General features: G+C 45.1%; 13 protein-coding genes. 8 read left to right on the top strand and 5 right to left on the bottom strand.

All coding sequences use genetic code 11. The annotated features are described in order from the left end of the window. Nucleotide 1 precedes the first annotated feature (1 nt). A complete protein-coding gene (locus HMPREF0671_RS07450; protein ID WP_036898914.1) occupies nucleotides 2-871 on the top strand; it encodes a phosphatidate cytidylyltransferase in 870 nt (289 codons plus the stop codon). Nucleotides 872-889: 18 nt separating this feature from the next. Continuing rightward, nucleotides 890-1,843, top strand: a complete 954-nt coding sequence (locus tag HMPREF0671_RS07445) for a glycoside hydrolase family 5 protein (RefSeq protein WP_036898910.1) — start codon at nucleotides 890-892, stop codon at nucleotides 1,841-1,843. 80 nt (nucleotides 1,844-1,923) lie between these two features. On the opposite strand, the gene HMPREF0671_RS07440 is transcribed toward HMPREF0671_RS07445, so the two are convergent. From HMPREF0671_RS07440 to surE, 4 genes are all read right to left on the bottom strand, one after another. Further along, nucleotides 1,924-4,278, bottom strand: coding sequence for a TonB-dependent receptor (locus HMPREF0671_RS07440; RefSeq protein WP_036898907.1), 2,355 nt, complete (start codon nucleotides 4,276-4,278; stop codon nucleotides 1,924-1,926). A 507-nt stretch (nucleotides 4,279-4,785) separates the two neighbouring features. Next, complete coding sequence (locus HMPREF0671_RS07435) at nucleotides 4,786-5,538, bottom strand: MBL fold metallo-hydrolase (protein WP_036898904.1); 753 nt, start codon at nucleotides 5,536-5,538, stop codon at nucleotides 4,786-4,788. A gap of 5 nt (nucleotides 5,539-5,543) precedes the next feature. Beyond that, nucleotides 5,544-6,698, bottom strand: coding sequence for a lipid-A-disaccharide synthase (gene lpxB, locus HMPREF0671_RS07430; RefSeq protein ID WP_036898901.1), 1,155 nt, complete (start codon nucleotides 6,696-6,698; stop codon nucleotides 5,544-5,546). Nucleotides 6,699-6,918: 220 nt separating this feature from the next. Then, complete coding sequence (surE, locus tag HMPREF0671_RS07425) at nucleotides 6,919-7,683, bottom strand: 5'/3'-nucleotidase SurE (RefSeq protein ID WP_036898897.1); 765 nt, start codon at nucleotides 7,681-7,683, stop codon at nucleotides 6,919-6,921. Between the two features lie 119 nt (nucleotides 7,684-7,802). Between surE and HMPREF0671_RS07420 the strand changes: the two genes are divergently transcribed. From HMPREF0671_RS07420 to HMPREF0671_RS07395, 6 genes are all read left to right on the top strand, one after another. Next, nucleotides 7,803-8,567: a ParA family protein gene (locus HMPREF0671_RS07420; protein WP_036898894.1), complete on the top strand. Its 765-nt coding sequence runs from the start codon at nucleotides 7,803-7,805 to the stop codon at nucleotides 8,565-8,567. A 103-nt stretch (nucleotides 8,568-8,670) separates the two neighbouring features. Beyond that, nucleotides 8,671-9,582 (top strand): ParB/RepB/Spo0J family partition protein, encoded by a 912-nt coding sequence (locus HMPREF0671_RS07415; protein ID WP_036898891.1) that lies wholly within the window; start codon nucleotides 8,671-8,673, stop codon nucleotides 9,580-9,582. A gap of 45 nt (nucleotides 9,583-9,627) precedes the next feature. Beyond that, nucleotides 9,628-10,284 (top strand): DUF5683 domain-containing protein, encoded by a 657-nt coding sequence (locus HMPREF0671_RS07410; RefSeq protein ID WP_052052920.1) that lies wholly within the window; start codon nucleotides 9,628-9,630, stop codon nucleotides 10,282-10,284. A 15-nt stretch (nucleotides 10,285-10,299) separates the two neighbouring features. Beyond that, nucleotides 10,300-11,625 (top strand): lytic transglycosylase domain-containing protein, encoded by a 1,326-nt coding sequence (locus tag HMPREF0671_RS07405; protein ID WP_036898885.1) that lies wholly within the window; start codon nucleotides 10,300-10,302, stop codon nucleotides 11,623-11,625. Nucleotides 11,626-11,648: 23 nt separating this feature from the next. Next, complete coding sequence (locus HMPREF0671_RS07400) at nucleotides 11,649-13,925, top strand: bifunctional (p)ppGpp synthetase/guanosine-3',5'-bis(diphosphate) 3'-pyrophosphohydrolase (RefSeq protein WP_036898882.1); 2,277 nt, start codon at nucleotides 11,649-11,651, stop codon at nucleotides 13,923-13,925. A gap of 18 nt (nucleotides 13,926-13,943) precedes the next feature. Next, on the top strand, nucleotides 13,944-15,665 hold the full coding sequence (locus HMPREF0671_RS07395) for a right-handed parallel beta-helix repeat-containing protein (protein WP_036898878.1): 1,722 nt from the start codon (nucleotides 13,944-13,946) through the stop codon (nucleotides 15,663-15,665). A 24-nt stretch (nucleotides 15,666-15,689) separates the two neighbouring features. On the opposite strand, the gene HMPREF0671_RS07390 is transcribed toward HMPREF0671_RS07395, so the two are convergent. After that, nucleotides 15,690-16,887: ATP-binding protein (locus HMPREF0671_RS07390; RefSeq protein WP_036898875.1), on the bottom strand; the 1,198-nt coding region annotated here is incomplete at its 5' end.

Below are 16,887 nucleotides of genomic sequence, written 5' to 3'. Positions count from 1 at the left end.
TATGTCTGACAAAATGAAGAATCTAATAGTACGCTCGATAACGGGCGTGCTATTTGTCGTTATCATGGTGGTGTGCTTTTTCACCCCTCGTGCCATGGTATTTCTATTTGCTTTGATTACCGGATTGACCCTTTGGGAGTACACCGGACTCGTCAATGCACGTAAAAACGTACAAGTGAATCGATTTATATCGACCGTTGCCGGCGTCTACTTCTTCTTAGCTGTAGCCGGTTATCGCACAGGTATCGTCACCAACTTTATCGTCTTCGTACCCTATCTGCTGACGATTATCTACTTATTCATCAGCAATATGTACCTCAAGACGAAAGACCCCATCAACGACTGGGCCTATACCATGCTCGGACAGATGTACATAGCGTTACCATTCTCCATGATTAACATTCTGGCTTTCGAGTCTACAGCAGCTGACGGAAACGCTATTGCCTACGACATGCTGCTTCCTCTCTCCGTATTCATATTCCTATGGACCAACGACACAGGCGCTTATTGCTCCGGTTCGCTGCTGGGTAAGCACAAACTCTTCCCACGAATAAGCCCTGCCAAAAGCTGGGAAGGTAGCATAGGCGGTGGTATCTTGGTGCTGATAGTGGCTGCTATCATCGGCTATTATGCCAACCAAGGCGATACACCTCATACCCTTGGTATTGCCGGATGGATGGGATTAGGACTCGTTGTCGTGTTCTTCGGTACATGGGGCGACCTTGTTGAAAGCCTCTTCAAGCGCACACTTGGCATTAAAGACAGTGGCAATATCTTGCCGGGACACGGTGGAATGCTCGACCGTTTCGACTCTTCGCTCATGGCAATCCCTGCTGCTGTCGTCTACTTATATACACTAACACTACTTTAAAACAAACTCATTCAAACCATGAAAAGAATCTTACTCGCCTTCATAGGCGTGTTTTTGGCATGTCATATCCATGCCGCGCCGCCCGTCAAACGCTGGGGACAGTTGCAAGTCAAGGGGTCACAACTATGCAATCAAGCCGGTGAACCCATCTCATTAAGAGGCGTCAGTTACGGTTGGCACAATCTTTGGCCACGCTTCTACAACGAAAAAAGCTTGAAATGGTTGGTCAAAGACTGGAATGTCTCGGTGGTACGAGCAGCTATGGGCATCCAGATTGACAACAACTATCTAGACAATCCGGAGCTGGCCATGAAGTGTATGACGCCCATTATAGAAGGAGCTATCAAGAACAACATCTACGTTATCATCGACTGGCACGCTCATACGATGCACACACAAGCCGCCGTTGACTTCTTCAGTAAGATGGCGCAGAAGTATGGAAAGCATTCCAACATCATCTACGAACTGTATAACGAACCTGTGGAAGACTCTTGGGAAAACTTAAAAGAATACGCCCAAACCATCATCCGCGCTATTCGACAGCACGACCCGGACAATATTATCTTGATGGGATGCCCCCATTGGGATCAAGATATTCACCTTGTGGCTGCCAGTCCACTACAGGGAGTCAGCAATGTGATGTACACACTCCACTTCTATGCCGCAACTCACAAGGAATATTTGCGCCAACGAATGGTCGATGCTCTCAATACCGGCCTGCCTATCTTCGTTTCTGAATGTGCAGGAATGGAAGCATCGGGCGACGGGCCACTCAATATGGCTGAATGGCAGAAGTGGATTGACCTGATGGAAAGCAAGAAAATAAGTTGGGTCAACTGGTCTATCTCTGATAAGAAAGAAACTTGTTCAATGCTACTTCCTAGTGCTTCGTCTACCGGAAAATGGAAAGATACCGACCTAAACGAGTCGGGTAAACTTGTCAGAAAGTTTATTAGGCAATATAATCGATAACGTACAACTATTAAAAAAGCGTGCTCCCTCACACCGAGAGAGTACGCTTTTTTGATACTACTACCGTATATACCGCGCTTCTAATAAGAGAATTTCACACCTGCGAAGAAGCAACGTGGTTGTCCCGGACCATAGATATATCCCGAATCACGTCCCCATCCACGGTCGAAATCGCGTTGATAATCGTTCGTAATATTCTGAATGCCGGCATTCACTTCCATCTTCATATAAGCAGTAAGCGGCCATTCGTATGCCACTTTGGTGTTCAGAGTAAAGAAAGTTGGTGTCTGTACCGCTTCAGCAGCTACTTTTTTGCCATTCTCCAAAGTATGGGCGGCATGACCAACCAACATTGTCCCGGTGTAATTACCCGACAACGAGAGCGTCAATCGGCGTACAGGATGGAGCGATGCCGTGAAATACCCGTAGGTAGAGGGCGTGCGCAACATCTTCTTTACCTTAGGAGCAGCCTCGTCCCACTCTGTCAATTCGTCGTAAAGGCTACGTTGTAAGGTCAAACCTGCTTGAAAATCAAACCACCGACTCATGGCCACTTTCCCTTCAAAGTTTAGTCCAAATACCTTAGCACCACTACCATTGTAGCGTTCCTGCAAACTGTTTCCTTCACTATCCTTCTTTTCCAGATTGCGCAAAGCAAACACATCACGCAGCATTGTATAGAATCCTTCCACCAAGAAGTTGGTCTGCACATTGCCGAAATTGTGGTATAGGTCGGCCGAAAGACTGAAACTATGCGAGCGTTCCTCCTTGAGATTAGCCGCCAACTGTGTCATCACACGTTCACCACCGGCATAGCCTACATGCAAATCTTCATCAAATGCCTGTGGCGCACGGAATCCTCCGGCATACCCTATACGCAGACTGACAGCCTGCGAAGGATTATATCGCACATTGACACGCGGACTAAAGATGGCATGACGAATCATGGAATGCTTATCAAGTCGACCGCCTACAAGTAATGTCCAAGCCTCATTGCGCCATTCGTTTTGCACATAACCGCTATAGATACGTACCTTTTGCTCCAACAAATGATTATAGCCATTGATCTCATCCTTTAATCCATCGTAATGATACTCCCCTCCTAAGGTGAGATGAGCAGGCATAAAGCCCAGCTTAGCGAACGAATGGACATATTGACCACCCAACACATAGGTGAAATCACGCGTACGTCCGTAGGCTTTCAGAGCCGTTTCCACATCGTCGGGGGTACCCTCTGCAATACCGCCATAGTAACTTTTACGCTGCGTGGTGCCGAAAGAGAAATATGCTTTCACACGGTCGACAGCACTACGCGAGATGAAATCATAGCTCAAATTACCACCATTCACGTTGTGGTCTAACTGTTCGGTGATGTTCGACTCATGCGGTGCACGCTCCAAATGATTGCCACCACGCCGGAACTCACCTATATGGTGCAGTTGCAAACGCAACTTGGAATAGGCATTGAGTTTATAAAAAGCATTCAAACCGAGCGTCTCATTACGCAGATTGGGTAGTTCGGTATATCCGTCACCATCATGATCGTAGCCCGGACGATAGTGGTATTGCGTGTAAGCAGACAACCCTGTCTTGCCATCTTCCGATACAATGGAGAGATTAGCCGTGGTATTGTTTTCTATACGTCCACTCTTCCCATTAATAGAAGTCAATGTATGAGCCACTTCAGCGGAGTTTCTCAATGGCTCACGTGTAATAATATTGATCGTACCACCTATAGCCGATGCCCCATACAGAGCAGAACCGCCACCTCTTACCACCTCTACACGTTCAATCATAGAAGCCGGTATCTGTTCAAGCCCATACACACCGTTGAGTGAAGAGAACGTAGGCCGCGAGTCGATAAGTATCTGTGAGTAGTGACCATCTAACCCGTTGATACGCACTTGTGAGAATCCACAGTTCTGACAGTTGTCTTCCGTGCGTACACCGGGCTGGAAATTCAGTCCTTGAGCCATACACATGGCATTGGTAGTCTTAAAGATTTTCGAGTCAATGACATTTACCAAGTTAGGTGCTTCGCGCCGTAATGTCTGCGTACGGTTGGCAGTTGTCACCACCTCGTCGAGCGAAATAGCATCTTCTTCGAGCGAGAAATTAAGTTCGGAAGAAACATTCTTCTTTGTCGTCACTTCCATCACAGCCGTCCGATAGCCCACCATCGTCACTTCTATTTGACAGAGTCTGAGTGGCAGGTTCTTCAAAAAGTAATGTCCTGTGGCATCGGTAGCCGTCTCTAAGGTAGTTCCTTTCACCACCACATGGGCATAAGGCAAGTGTTCACCGGTCTTCCTATCGACTACATGTCCATATACATTGGCTTCGGTTTTACTCGGTGGAGTGTCTGTTTCGGCATTCATGGGCAATAAGAATCCCATCAATGCCATACATAAAAATAAGCGTAATTTTCCTATCATACTTTAGTTTTATTTTGAGTTAAAATGAATTATAGGGGTAACTTGCTGCAAAGTTACTCCTATAGGTCCTGCTCTGCAATACTTAAAACTAGGCATTCTGCCCCATCATGATTTATCATGACCGACCGCCCCGTCGCTTTTCGCCCTCAATCTTATTCACTTTACGAAGTCGTATCCCCAACTTCTAACCACACACAAACCTATTTACTTACTCGCCTACTTGTCAACTACCAGACTGCAAAGGCTTGGCAGTTTTGCTGTCTCGGCTTCGCAGCATTGCTGAAACATCGAGGCAGCAATGTTGCGGAGCCTTTGCAGGATGTTGAGGGTAAAGAGTTTGAAAGTTAATTAATAAGTAAATGAGCAGACAAGTAGGCGAGTTAAAAATGGGAAGGTAGGAGTTTAGAAGTTAGTGGAAGTTGTGCCAAATGCTCACAACCACTTATGTGTCTCCGTTTTTCAGTCTAAATGCATAAAAACAAAGTACCTTCCGGCACCTTTGGCATACTACCTAAATGCTCTCATACGAACATCAATGCCGAGTCCGCTCGCAGCTTTCCGGATAGCGGTGGTATCGGTTGCCCCATAATGATAGGGATAAAGTACCTTCGGACGAATCATCCGAGCTGCCTCACGGAACTGCTTTAAATCGAGCGCCTGCGTATAATCGCATGGCAAAAAGGCAATGTCTATATCCTTCACACCACGCATTTCGGGCGTCAACTCCGTATCACCGGCAATATAAATACGGAATCCGTCAAGGTCGAGGATATAACCATTGGCCACGCCTTTGGGCGCATGACGACGCTTATCTTTCGTGATATTGTAAGCCGCAAGGGCAAAAACTGTCACATCGTCGTCCAACTCTGCCTTGAAACCATTACGCATCAGCACACAATGAGAATAAATTGTGGTCTTAGCAAGTTTGTTCATACAGCGCAAAGGCAACAGAATGTTGGTCGTATTCTTGGTCAGAAGGGCAATGGCATAGGGATCGAAGTGGTCTAAATGTTCATTGGTGACGATGATAAAATCAGCTTTAGGCTTATCGGTATAGTCGATAATGGGGCGTGAGTAACTGCTCACGGGGTCTACCTCGTACTCCAAACCACGGAAATTAATCTGAATGCTGGCATGCTTAATGGGCGTGATAACTACCTTCTCACCCTTGCGTGTGTAATAGGTATCACGCAATTTAGCTTCTTCACGTGCATTGCACGATACTAGGAGAACTATCAGCAAACCAACGAACCAACGCATACGCCCTACCCTTTCTTGCTTAATAAGTCGACCATGATGCGTGCAGCATTGTCCGGAGCCACCGTATCGCCAAGCTTACGGTGTACTTCTTCGTAACCTTCTAGCATCAGACTACGGTCTTTGCTATCAGCAAGAAGGGGTTCCAAGTGGCTCTTGATATTTGCCACAGAGAATCTATCGGCCAACAATTCGGGAACCACTTCTCTATCGGCTATCAAGTTGACCAAACTTATGAACGGTACCTTGATGATGTGATTGAACGCAAAACGAATGAGACGAGGCACCGGTGTCTCGTAGCAAACCACTTGCGGCACACGGAAAAGAGCTGTTTCGAGCGTGGCAGTACCACTGGTAACAAGGGCCGCAGAGGCATGAGCCAACAGCGCAAAGGTCTCATTCTTGACCATGTGAACGTCGCAACCACTCACATACTGCACATAATAATCATCGTCTATAGACGGAGCGCCGGCCAAAACAAGTTGGTATCCATACGCTTCGGCCAAAGGACGAGAAGCCTCTATCATGGCCGGTAAGTTGTCTTTTATCTCTTGTTTACGACTGCCGGCAAGCAAAGCGATGATAGGTTTACTCTCTTCCAAATGATGACGAGCGCAAAATTCGACTTTTGTCTCGTGATAATCTGTTAAGAACAGACGTACCTCATCGGCCGTAGGATTGCCCACATAATGGATGGGATAATGATGCTTTTGCTCAAAGAACGGAATCTCAAAGGGCAAAATAGAGAACAGTTCGTCTACATCCCGGCGTATAGACTTGATTCGCCACTCCTTCCAAGCCCATATTTTCGGTGAGATATAGTAATAAACAGGTATATCGGTATGGGCATGAAGAAACTTGGCTATATTGAGATTGAAGCCCGGATAATCCACCAAGATAACCACATCAGGTTTCCACTGAACAATATCCTGCTTACAGAAAGCCATATTCCGGAAGATGGTACGTAGATGGAGCAACACCGGAATGAACCCCATATAAGCCAATTCACGATAATGCTTGACACGCATTCCACCCACTGCCGACATCAACTCGCCCCCGAAGAAGCGGAATTGCGCCTCCGGGTCTATGTTTTGTAGCGATTTCATGAGATGAGAAGCATGCAAATCGCCGCTGGCTTCGCCTACAATGAGATAGTATTTCATATTTTCTTTTTAAAGGAGTTTGGGAAGTTAAGAAGGAAGTTAATGGGAGATAGAATTGGAGTAAATGGAAGTTAGGCAGAAGTTAACGGAAGTTATCAGATAATAGTCCATAATTTATAAGCTATAAAACATTTGTCCATTAACTCCCGTATCTCCCTTATAACTCCTGTTAACTTCCTTCTTATCTCCCATTAACTCCAGTTCTAACTCCTTACTTCTCCTACAACTCCCAGTTATTCACTTCTTTCACAAACTCATGAGCAGTGACATCCATCTGCGTAGGAGTAATAGCTACATAGTTATGAGCCAATGCCCAATAGTCGGTATCTGCAGCTTCTGGCTCGTCACAGTGGTACTCTCCCACCATCCAGAAGTAATCGAAATCACGCGGATGCCGCTCTTTGACCACCTCATTAATCCAGCGACCATAAGCCATACGGCATGCTTTAATACCATTAAAAGTATTACCTGCGGGGAAGTTCACATTCAGACAGATGCCTTTGGGAAGTCCCTCGGACAATACCTTTTGTACAATGCGTTGTACATACGGTGTCAATGGAGTCAAATCGGCATTCACATCGTAGTCGCAACTAGAGAAGGCTATAGACGGAATATACTTCATACACCCCTCCATGGCAGCTCCCATAGTACCGGAATAATGCGTGTTGACCGACGAATTGTCACCATGATTGATGCCACTCAAGATGAGGTCAGGACGGCGATCTTGGCAAAGCTGGTCGAGAGCTAGCTTCACACAATCCACCGGTGTACCATTACACGACCATACTTCAGTATTCGGCATATTGTGACGTGGCTTCAAACGTAGCGGAGTCGTGACCGAGAAAGCACCCGAAAAACCAGAACGTCCTGATTCAGGAGCAACCACCAAGACATCGGCAAAGTCACTAACCATCGCTACTAAACTCTTGATACCATTGGCATGATAACCATCATCGTTTGAAATTAATATAAAGGGTTTCTTCATTTATCTTATAATAATGTTGAATTCTCTACAAAAGTAGCAAAAAAAGGAGTAAAATACGGCCTTTTCAATGAATTATTGTAACTTTGCAACTAAAACCGTAACGACAACAGCAATAACAAATGGGAAAAATAATCGCATTAGCTAATCAAAAAGGCGGAGTGGGAAAAACCACTACAACTATCAACTTGGCGGCCTCATTGGCGACCATGGAAAAGAGCGTGCTAGTTGTAGATGCCGACCCACAAGCCAATGCTTCCAGTGGATTAGGCGTGGATATAAAAGAGGTGGAATGCTCTCTCTATGAGTGTATCATCGACCATGCCGACGTACGCGATGCCATCTACACAACAGATATAGACGGTCTGGATATTATCCCCAGCCACATCGACCTTGTCGGTGCAGAGATAGAGATGCTCAATCTGGAAAGTCGCGAGAAAGTACTCAAAAAACTTCTTGAACCCATTAGAAGCGAATATGACTACATCTTGATAGACTGTAGCCCGTCTCTAGGGCTCATTACGGTGAACGCTCTTACGGCAGCCGACTCTGTTATCATCCCTGTTCAATGCGAATACTTTGCCTTGGAGGGTATCAGCAAGTTGCTCAATACCATCAAGATTATCAAGAGCAAGTTGAATCCGAAGTTGGAAATCGAAGGATTCTTGTTGACCATGTACGACAGTCGTCTGCGTTTGGCCAACCAAATATACGACGAAGTGAAGCGCCACTTCCAAGAATTGGTATTCAAAACCGTCATTCAGCGCAATGTAAAACTAAGCGAAAGTCCTAGTCATGGTCTTCCCGTGATACTTTACGACGCCGATTCTACCGGTAGCAAGAACCACTTGGCATTGGCCAAAGAGATTATCAATAAGAATAAGTGATGTAAGTTAATGAGTTTTTGAGTTCATAAGTTCTTGATCAAAACATCCCGCTTATATAGTCAAAAACTCATTAACTTATCAACTAAAGAACTCATCAAGCACTATGGCAGTACGCAAAAAATATAATAACCTAGGAAGAGGACTCGACCAAATAGGCAGAGGACTGGATGCACTAATATCCACAGAAGGAGTAAGTACTCAAGGTTCGTCGACTATCAACGAGATTCCTATCGAACAAATAGAGGCAAATCCAAATCAACCTCGCCGCGAATTCGACCAAGAAGCATTGCAGGAACTGGCAGCAAGTATCCGTGAAATAGGCATCATCCAACCTATCACGCTACGTCAAACTGCTGAAAATCATTTCCAAATCATTGCCGGCGAACGTCGTTGGCGTGCTTCACAATTGGCCGGACTGACCGCTATTCCAGCCTATATTCGCAAGATTAGCGATGAGAACGTGATGGAAATGGCATTGGTGGAAAACATACAACGCGAAGATTTAAACTCCATTGAGATTGCTTTGGCCTATGAACATCTGATGGAAGGAAGCGGTATGACCCAAGAAAAGGTATCAGAACGTGTGGGCAAAAGCCGTACGGCAATTGCCAATTATCTGCGTCTTCTTAAGCTTCCGGCACAAGTTCAGATGGCATTACAGAAGAAAGAAATCGACATGGGACATGCTAGGGCACTGCTCGCTATCGATAGCCCATCACTCCAAATCAAACTTTTTAAGGAGGTACAAAAGAACGGTTACTCTGTCCGACAGGTCGAAGAGATGGTTCAACATCTCAAGAATGGCGACGATATAGAGAGCGGGCGGAAGAAGATTATAGCTAAAAGACAACTTCCGGAAGAGTTCGGTATCTTGAAAAAGCGACTTTCCACTTTCCTCAACACGAAAGTTCAGCTCACTTGTTCTTCTAAAGGGAAGGGCAAAATCAGTATCCCTTTTGCCAATGAAGAAGAACTAGAGCGTATCATGAACATCTTCGATAAACTGAAAGATTAAGCCTACGTGAAAGGTTTGACTCACATATTGTTCACTGCGTTGGTCATGTTATCGCCTTTATCGGGGCGTGCCCAGTACTCAATGCCGCAAGATACCACAACCATTAAGATATCCCAAGCATTAACACATAAGGACAGTCTCGCTTTGACATCGACTGATAGCATGGCTCTTAAAAAGCAAAAAAGAGACTGGACGACATGGCGACCTAGTCCGAAACGAGCACTTTGGCTGGCCTTGGTGATGCCCGGAGCCGGACAGATATATAACCGTAAGTTTTGGAAACTACCTATTATATATGGTGGAATGGTCGGTTGTGCTTACGCTATCAATTGGAACAACCAAATGTATAAGGATTATGCCAAAGCATACCTAGACTTGATGGACGACGATCCAAATACACAAAGCTACAACGATTTTCTGCATTTAGGAGCTAAGATAAACTCTTCGAACATATCTACCTATCAGAATCTATTCAAAAAACGTAAAGACAGGTTTCGCAGATGGCGTGATTTGAGCATCTTCGTATTGATAGGTGTGTATGCTCTCTCCGTCATTGACGCTTATGTTGATGCCTCTCTTTCTGAGTTTGATATATCCAACGACCTCAGTTTAAGAGTGACACCCACCATCATAAACAATCAGACAGAGCGCAATCCATTTAAAGCCGGTGCAGTAGGATTGAACTGTAGCCTGAACTTTTAAATAAGAAACAAAAGAATGAAAAAACTTTATCTACTCGTTATCACTATGATGTTCGGTGGGATTTGCAGCATGCAAGCCCAATCAAATGATGACAACGAAATCACAGTGACAGACGCGCAAGGGAAGAATGAAGTAATAGAACTCCCCGAAGCTATGACCCAAGAGCTGGACAGTCTGCTCCATCTCTATAATTCAAAGGCCTACTTGAGAATTGATACAAGCTGTAACATGCCCGACATCAATCCTATGTACGATCGCAAAGTGTACAAGGAACGCCTCAGCAAGTTGCCAACTATCATCGAAATGCCATACAATGATGTGGTTCAGAAGTTCATTGATCGCTATAGCGGACACCTCCGTCGCTCTGTAGCCTTTATGCTTGGAGCACAGAATTTCTACATGCCTATCTTCGAACAGGCACTGGAAAGCTACGGTCTTCCATTGGAATTGAAATATCTACCGGTCATAGAATCAGCCTTAAATCCGCTTGCTGTGTCGCGTGTAGGTGCTACCGGACTATGGCAATTCATGTTAAGAACAGCCAAACGGTATAATCTTGAAGTCAATTCTTTGGTCGATGAGCGTCGCGATCCCGTCAAAGCATCGTATGCAGCAGCCCACTATCTGAAAGACTTATACGACATCTATGGTGATTGGAATCTTGTCATTGCCGCCTATAATTGTGGTCCCGACAAAATTAGCAAAGCCATGCACCGTGCCAAGCATAATGACTACTGGCAAATATATCCCTATCTTCCACAAGAAACTAGAGGATATGTACCGGCTTTCATAGCCGCCAATTACATCATGAACTACTATTGCGACCACAACATCTGTCCTATGACGACCGATTTACCGGGCAAGACAGACACCGTAATGGTAAACCGTGACATTCATTTTGAGCAACTATCACACGTTCTAGGTATCAGCATTGATCAGATACAAGAGCTGAATCCGCAATATCGTCGCAACATTATCAATGGCAGCAATGGCTTAACCGCACTCCGTCTACCCTCTGCTAAGATTACAGAGTTCATCGATAACGAGAAAGCTGTCTATGCTTACGGGCCTGACGATTTGGCTATGAAGCGTAAAGAAGTGGCTGTCAACGACGACATACCATCTTATCGACCAAGCAAAAGCTACAGTCATCGCAGTTCATCATCATCACGTCGCCACAAAAGAGAGAAGAGAAGCCGTGGCAAGAGTATTACCATTCGCCAAGGAGACACGCTCTCTGAAATCGCAGCACGCAACGGTACGACCGTTAAAAAACTGAAGAAGCTGAACAAAATTTCCGGTAATAGCATCCGCGCCGGAAAGAAGATAAAAGTGAAATAAGAACCTTTAACCGATACCATCCTATGGACGAGCATACTTTGAAAGAGCAAAACCGCGAACTAGCGGACAATCAATTGATTAATGATGCGTTCCAACATCTACTAGATACCTACTTGGCTTCACGCCATAGGAAGAAGGTTGACATCATTACCAAGGCATTCAATTTTGCCCGTCAGGCTCATAAAGGAGTGCGACGACTCTCCGGTGAGCCTTACATCATGCATCCTATAGCCGTCGCACAAGTTGCTTGCGAAGAGATGGGGTTAGGTTCTACAAGTATCTGTTCGGCTCTACTCCACGATGTTGTAGAAGATACCGACTACACAGTAGAGGACATTGAGAATATGTTTGGGCCTAAGATAGCCCAAATTGTAGACGGTTTGACAAAAATTAGCGGTGGTATCTTTGGTGACAAAGCATCTGCTCAGGCAGAGAATTTCAAAAAGCTTCTGCTCACCATGAGCGACGATATTCGCGTCATCTTGATTAAGATATGCGACCGTCTACACAATATGCGAACGCTGGATAGCCAACCTGCCAACAAGCAATACAAGATAGCGGGCGAGACTATGTACATCTATGCCCCGCTGGCCAACCGACTTGGCCTCAACAAAATCAAGACAGAGCTCGAAGATCTCAGCTTCCGTTACGAACATCCGGAGGAATATGCCAAGATAGAACGGAAACTTGCTGCCACCGAAGCACAGCGCGATACACTGTTCGCTCAGTTCACTAGTCCCATCAAAGAGGCTTTGGATAAGATGGGAGTTCAATACGAAATCAAAGCAAGAGTGAAGAGTCCTTATTCTATTTGGAATAAGATGCAAAACAAACACGTCACTTTCGACGAAATCTACGACATTCTTGCCGTTCGCGTTATCTTCACTCCGAAATCACGAAACAACGAAATCAACGAATGCTTCAACATCTATGTAGCCCTCAGTCAGATATATAAGAGCCATCCGGATCGTCTGCGCGACTGGCTTAACCATCCCAAAGCAAATGGCTATCAAGCACTCCACGTGACGCTGATGAGCAAACAAGGCCGATGGATTGAGGTACAGATACGTAGCGATCGTATGAATGAAGTGGCCGAACAAGGTTTCGCCGCCCATTGGAAATACAAGGAGGGGGGCGAGTACACAGAAGACGAAGGCGAACTTAACGACTGGCTTCGCACCATCAAAGAAATTCTTGACGACCCACAACCCGATGCGATGGACTTTCTTGATGCCATCAAACTCAATCTGTTTGCATCAGAAATCTTCGTATTCACGCCCAAAGGAGAGATTAAAACGATGCCCGCCGGCTGTACGGCTCTCGACTTTGCTTTCCAAATCCATACATTCTTAGGTAGTCATTGCATCGGTGCCAAAGTCAACCACAAGCTTGTACCGCTCAGTCATAAGCTGCAAAGTGGCGACCAAGTAGAAATACTGACAAGCAAAGCACAGCATGTTCAACCTTCGTGGATTAACTTTGTGTCTACCGCTAAAGCCCGTGCCAAGGTACAAGCCATCCTCCGTCGCGATGAACGAGCATTACAAAAGAAAGGTGAGGAACTGCTCAACACTTGGCTACAGCAGAACGATATGCAGATGTCGGCGTCTATTGTAGATAAGCTCTGCGATGTTCATGACGTCCAAAAACCTGAGAGTTTCTTCCAAGCATTGGCCGAAAAGAAAATCATTCTTGAAGCCAAAGACTTGGACGGGCTTATGGGTAAGCCCAAGAAAGAATCCACATCGCTGGGTTGGCGTAAATACGTTCCATTCTTAGGACATAATAAAAAAGAAGATAAAACTGCCGAAAAGAAGCCGGAGACATTTATTGTAGGCAAAGACTTCAACCGCAAGAAGCCGCTCATCATCAATGAAGACAACATCAGAACGTTTATCTTCCCCAGTTGCTGTCACCCCATTCCCGGCGACGACACGCTCGGCTATATCGATAATAAGGGACAGATAGAGATACACCGTCGCAACTGTCCGATTGCAAGCAAGTTGAAAACGAGCTACGGCAACCGCATCCTTGCCACCCAATGGGACATGCACGACCAGATGTTCTTCGATGCAATCATCGAATTACACGGCATTGATCGCAAGGGAATGCTACACGATGTCGCTGAAATCATATCCGGTAAGATGGATATTAATATCCACAGAGTCACCGTCACTAGCAACGATGGCATCTTCGATGGCGTCATTGAAGTACGTGTACACAACCGTAATGAGGTACGAGAAATCGTTGCCAACCTCCGGCAAATAGCCGATATGCAAGAAGTACAATACATCAAATAAACACAAACACCTTATTCCATGAAACACAGCCGACTACTGTTGGCATCCATTCTTGCCATTTGCTGCTCGCTACATTTGCAAGCCCAATCTATCGATACCGTCAACGTAGCGCAATTTGGTGCTCGCGCCAATAGTTTTGAGAATTGTACCAAAGCGCTTCGACAGGCTATCGAATACTGTCGTACACATCATGTCAAAGTGCTTACATTTGAGAATGGGCGCTACGATTTATGGCCTGAAGGAGCACAACGACGCGATTTCTACATCAGCAACACCTCTTCCGAGATAGAATGTCCGTCGAAAACCAAGGTCATTGGCTTGTTACTCGACAGCCTCCAAAACCTGACCATCGAGGGCAATGGAGCCACTCTCATGTATCATGGCAAGATGACGATGCTCTCCACTTGGCACAGTAGCGAAATCAAACTCCATAATCTGCATTTCGATTTTGAGCGTCCGGGCGGTTCAGAACTCACCTACATAAAGCAAGACAATGACGGTGTGGTACTCAAACTGCATCCCGACAGTCGTTACACCATCATCAACCATCGCCTACAACTCGTTGGTGAAGGTTGGCGTAGCAATCGCAACCATTGCATAGAGTACAGTCCTGAGACTCAACACTTCCAATATACCAATGATTTCAACAAGATTCTAGCTCATTCAGACGTTGAGGAAATCAGTTCCGGTATCCTAAAATTCCACACACCATCAACTTTCCAACCTCAAATAGGTAACACCCTCACCGTGCGCGACATCATCCGCGATCAAGTGGGAATGTTCCTTGCGTATAGCCGTAATATTACTTTGCAGAACGTATATGTACACTATATGCACGGGTTGGGTATCGTAAGTCAGTTCACACGAGACATTACAATGGACAGCGTGTACTGTGAACCACGCGAAGATAGTGGACGATTGCTGGCTTCTTCGGCCGACTTCATGCATTTCTCAGGCTGTGCCGGCAAAATAACCGTTACCAATTGTCGCTATGCCGGAGCCCAAGACGACTGCATCAACGTGCATGGAACCAACCTACGCATCATCCGTAAATTCGATAACCGCACCTTAGAACTACACTTCATGCATCCACAAACCTACGGCTTCGAGGCCTTCTTTCCCGGCGATACGGTCTATTTCGTCCGGGCAGCAAGAATGTTGCGCTACAGTCAATGCACTGTAAAAGCTGTAAAAGCATTGAATCCAAGAACCATACAGCTCGTTCTCAACCGCGACATCCCAACAGATATAGAACTCAATCACGACTGTATTGAGAATTTTACATGGACGCCCGAAGTCGAGATTCGAGACAACTTTTTCACGCGTACCAGTACGCGTGGCGTGCTAGTCACCACCCCTCGTAAAGCCGTTATTGCTAATAATACATTCTTGAAAACCGGTATGAGTGCCATACTTATAGAGGGCGACGCCGAAGGATGGTTTGAATCAGGTCCTGTAACCGATGTTCTCATCAAGGGAAACACTTTTATCGATTGCGGATTCAATGCCAATCCGGAGCGTGCTACCATCGCCATCAACCCGTCAAACAAGATAATCGACCCGAAATTCCCGGTTCACAAGAACATTCGTATCATCGGCAATACCTTTGAGCAGAGTGGCAATCCCATACTATATGCCAAGAGTGTGGCCGGTCTCAAACTGAAAAACAATACCATCAAGTGGCTCACTCCCCTACCCAAAGACAAGAAAGAGATAATCATTGCTAGGAAAAGTAAGTAGTCGACAAAAGTATATAAAAACACTTTACAACATCTTTACCACATCATCAGGATAGAGGATATTGCATTCCCCACTATCCAAAGGTTGCTCACGCAAAAATAAACATAACACAATCTTCTTCTTTTTAGCAAAAGGAAGAAGTAATATTTTACGTTGCAGTTCGGCTAATAAGCGACTGGAATAATCTGCTTTATTCCATTTACATTCTCCTATGAGCAGATATTTTTTATCTACACTCTCTGCAACAATATCAAATTCCAACTGCTCAGACTCTCCTTTTTCATTGATAACTTTTCCCCACCAGCGGCGTGCCATCTGCCACTCATGACCAAATAACACATTACCAGACACGGCAAGAAGACAAAGACGTTCCCATAAATGCCCGATATGGTCATTAAATTGAGCATCCACCATCGCTTTTACCCGTTCATTTCTGCCAATTGCTATCAATGATTTGTTAGGTGCGACAAACCTATAATAAAACTCTAGAAACGGATCTGCTATCCGATAAAGCGTTTTCTTGGTTTTACGCTCTGACTCTCCAAATGGCACTTCTTTGCAAATATATGCCATATCCGTTAAGTTTTTTAAAGGCGTGCTAAGCTCCGTAGTTTTTCTTCCGACCGCATCTGATAACCTTGAAAACTGGCAAAAGCCACGTCCCAATGCTGTCATTATGGAAGCATAAAGCTGAGTATTTCCTTCTTCATCCATAAAAAGAGAAGCAGGTTCATCGTATAACACACCATTTGAATCAAATATCAGGCGTCTAAGTGCATCTTCAAAACTATCTTCATCTTCACGTAATTCCCAATATCTTGGTACACCTCCCCACACACCATACTCTTTAATGGCCTGTACTGCCGTCAAATCAAAAGTCTGCTTCCAGTAACCTAATCCTATCGGTTGAAGTACCATGCGTTCATGAGCACGACCATATAAAGGCTCAGATGCATCTAACATCAGCCTTTGCATCATTCTTTGTGATGAGCCACATATAATAAGATTAAAGTTAAGGTCCTTTGAATCAATCAATTTTTGCAATGTAGAAGGAAGTGATTTGCACGAACTTACTAGATATGGAAACTCATCTAGCACCAGCGTAGTGCCTTTTTGGCAGAGTTGATTAAAAGTCATCAGCAAGTTTTCCCACGAATCAAAGCTCATACCAAGAAATACAGGATAGATACTTGCTATTACATTCTGTACGCGAGTTCGGGAT

This window comes from Prevotella sp. S7 MS 2 (assembly GCF_000762865.1).
In the GTDB taxonomy this organism is placed as follows: Bacteria; Bacteroidota; Bacteroidia; order Bacteroidales; family Bacteroidaceae; genus Prevotella.
Note: the sequence above shows the minus strand (reverse complement) of the source record. Positions and strands in the feature narration are given on the sequence as shown.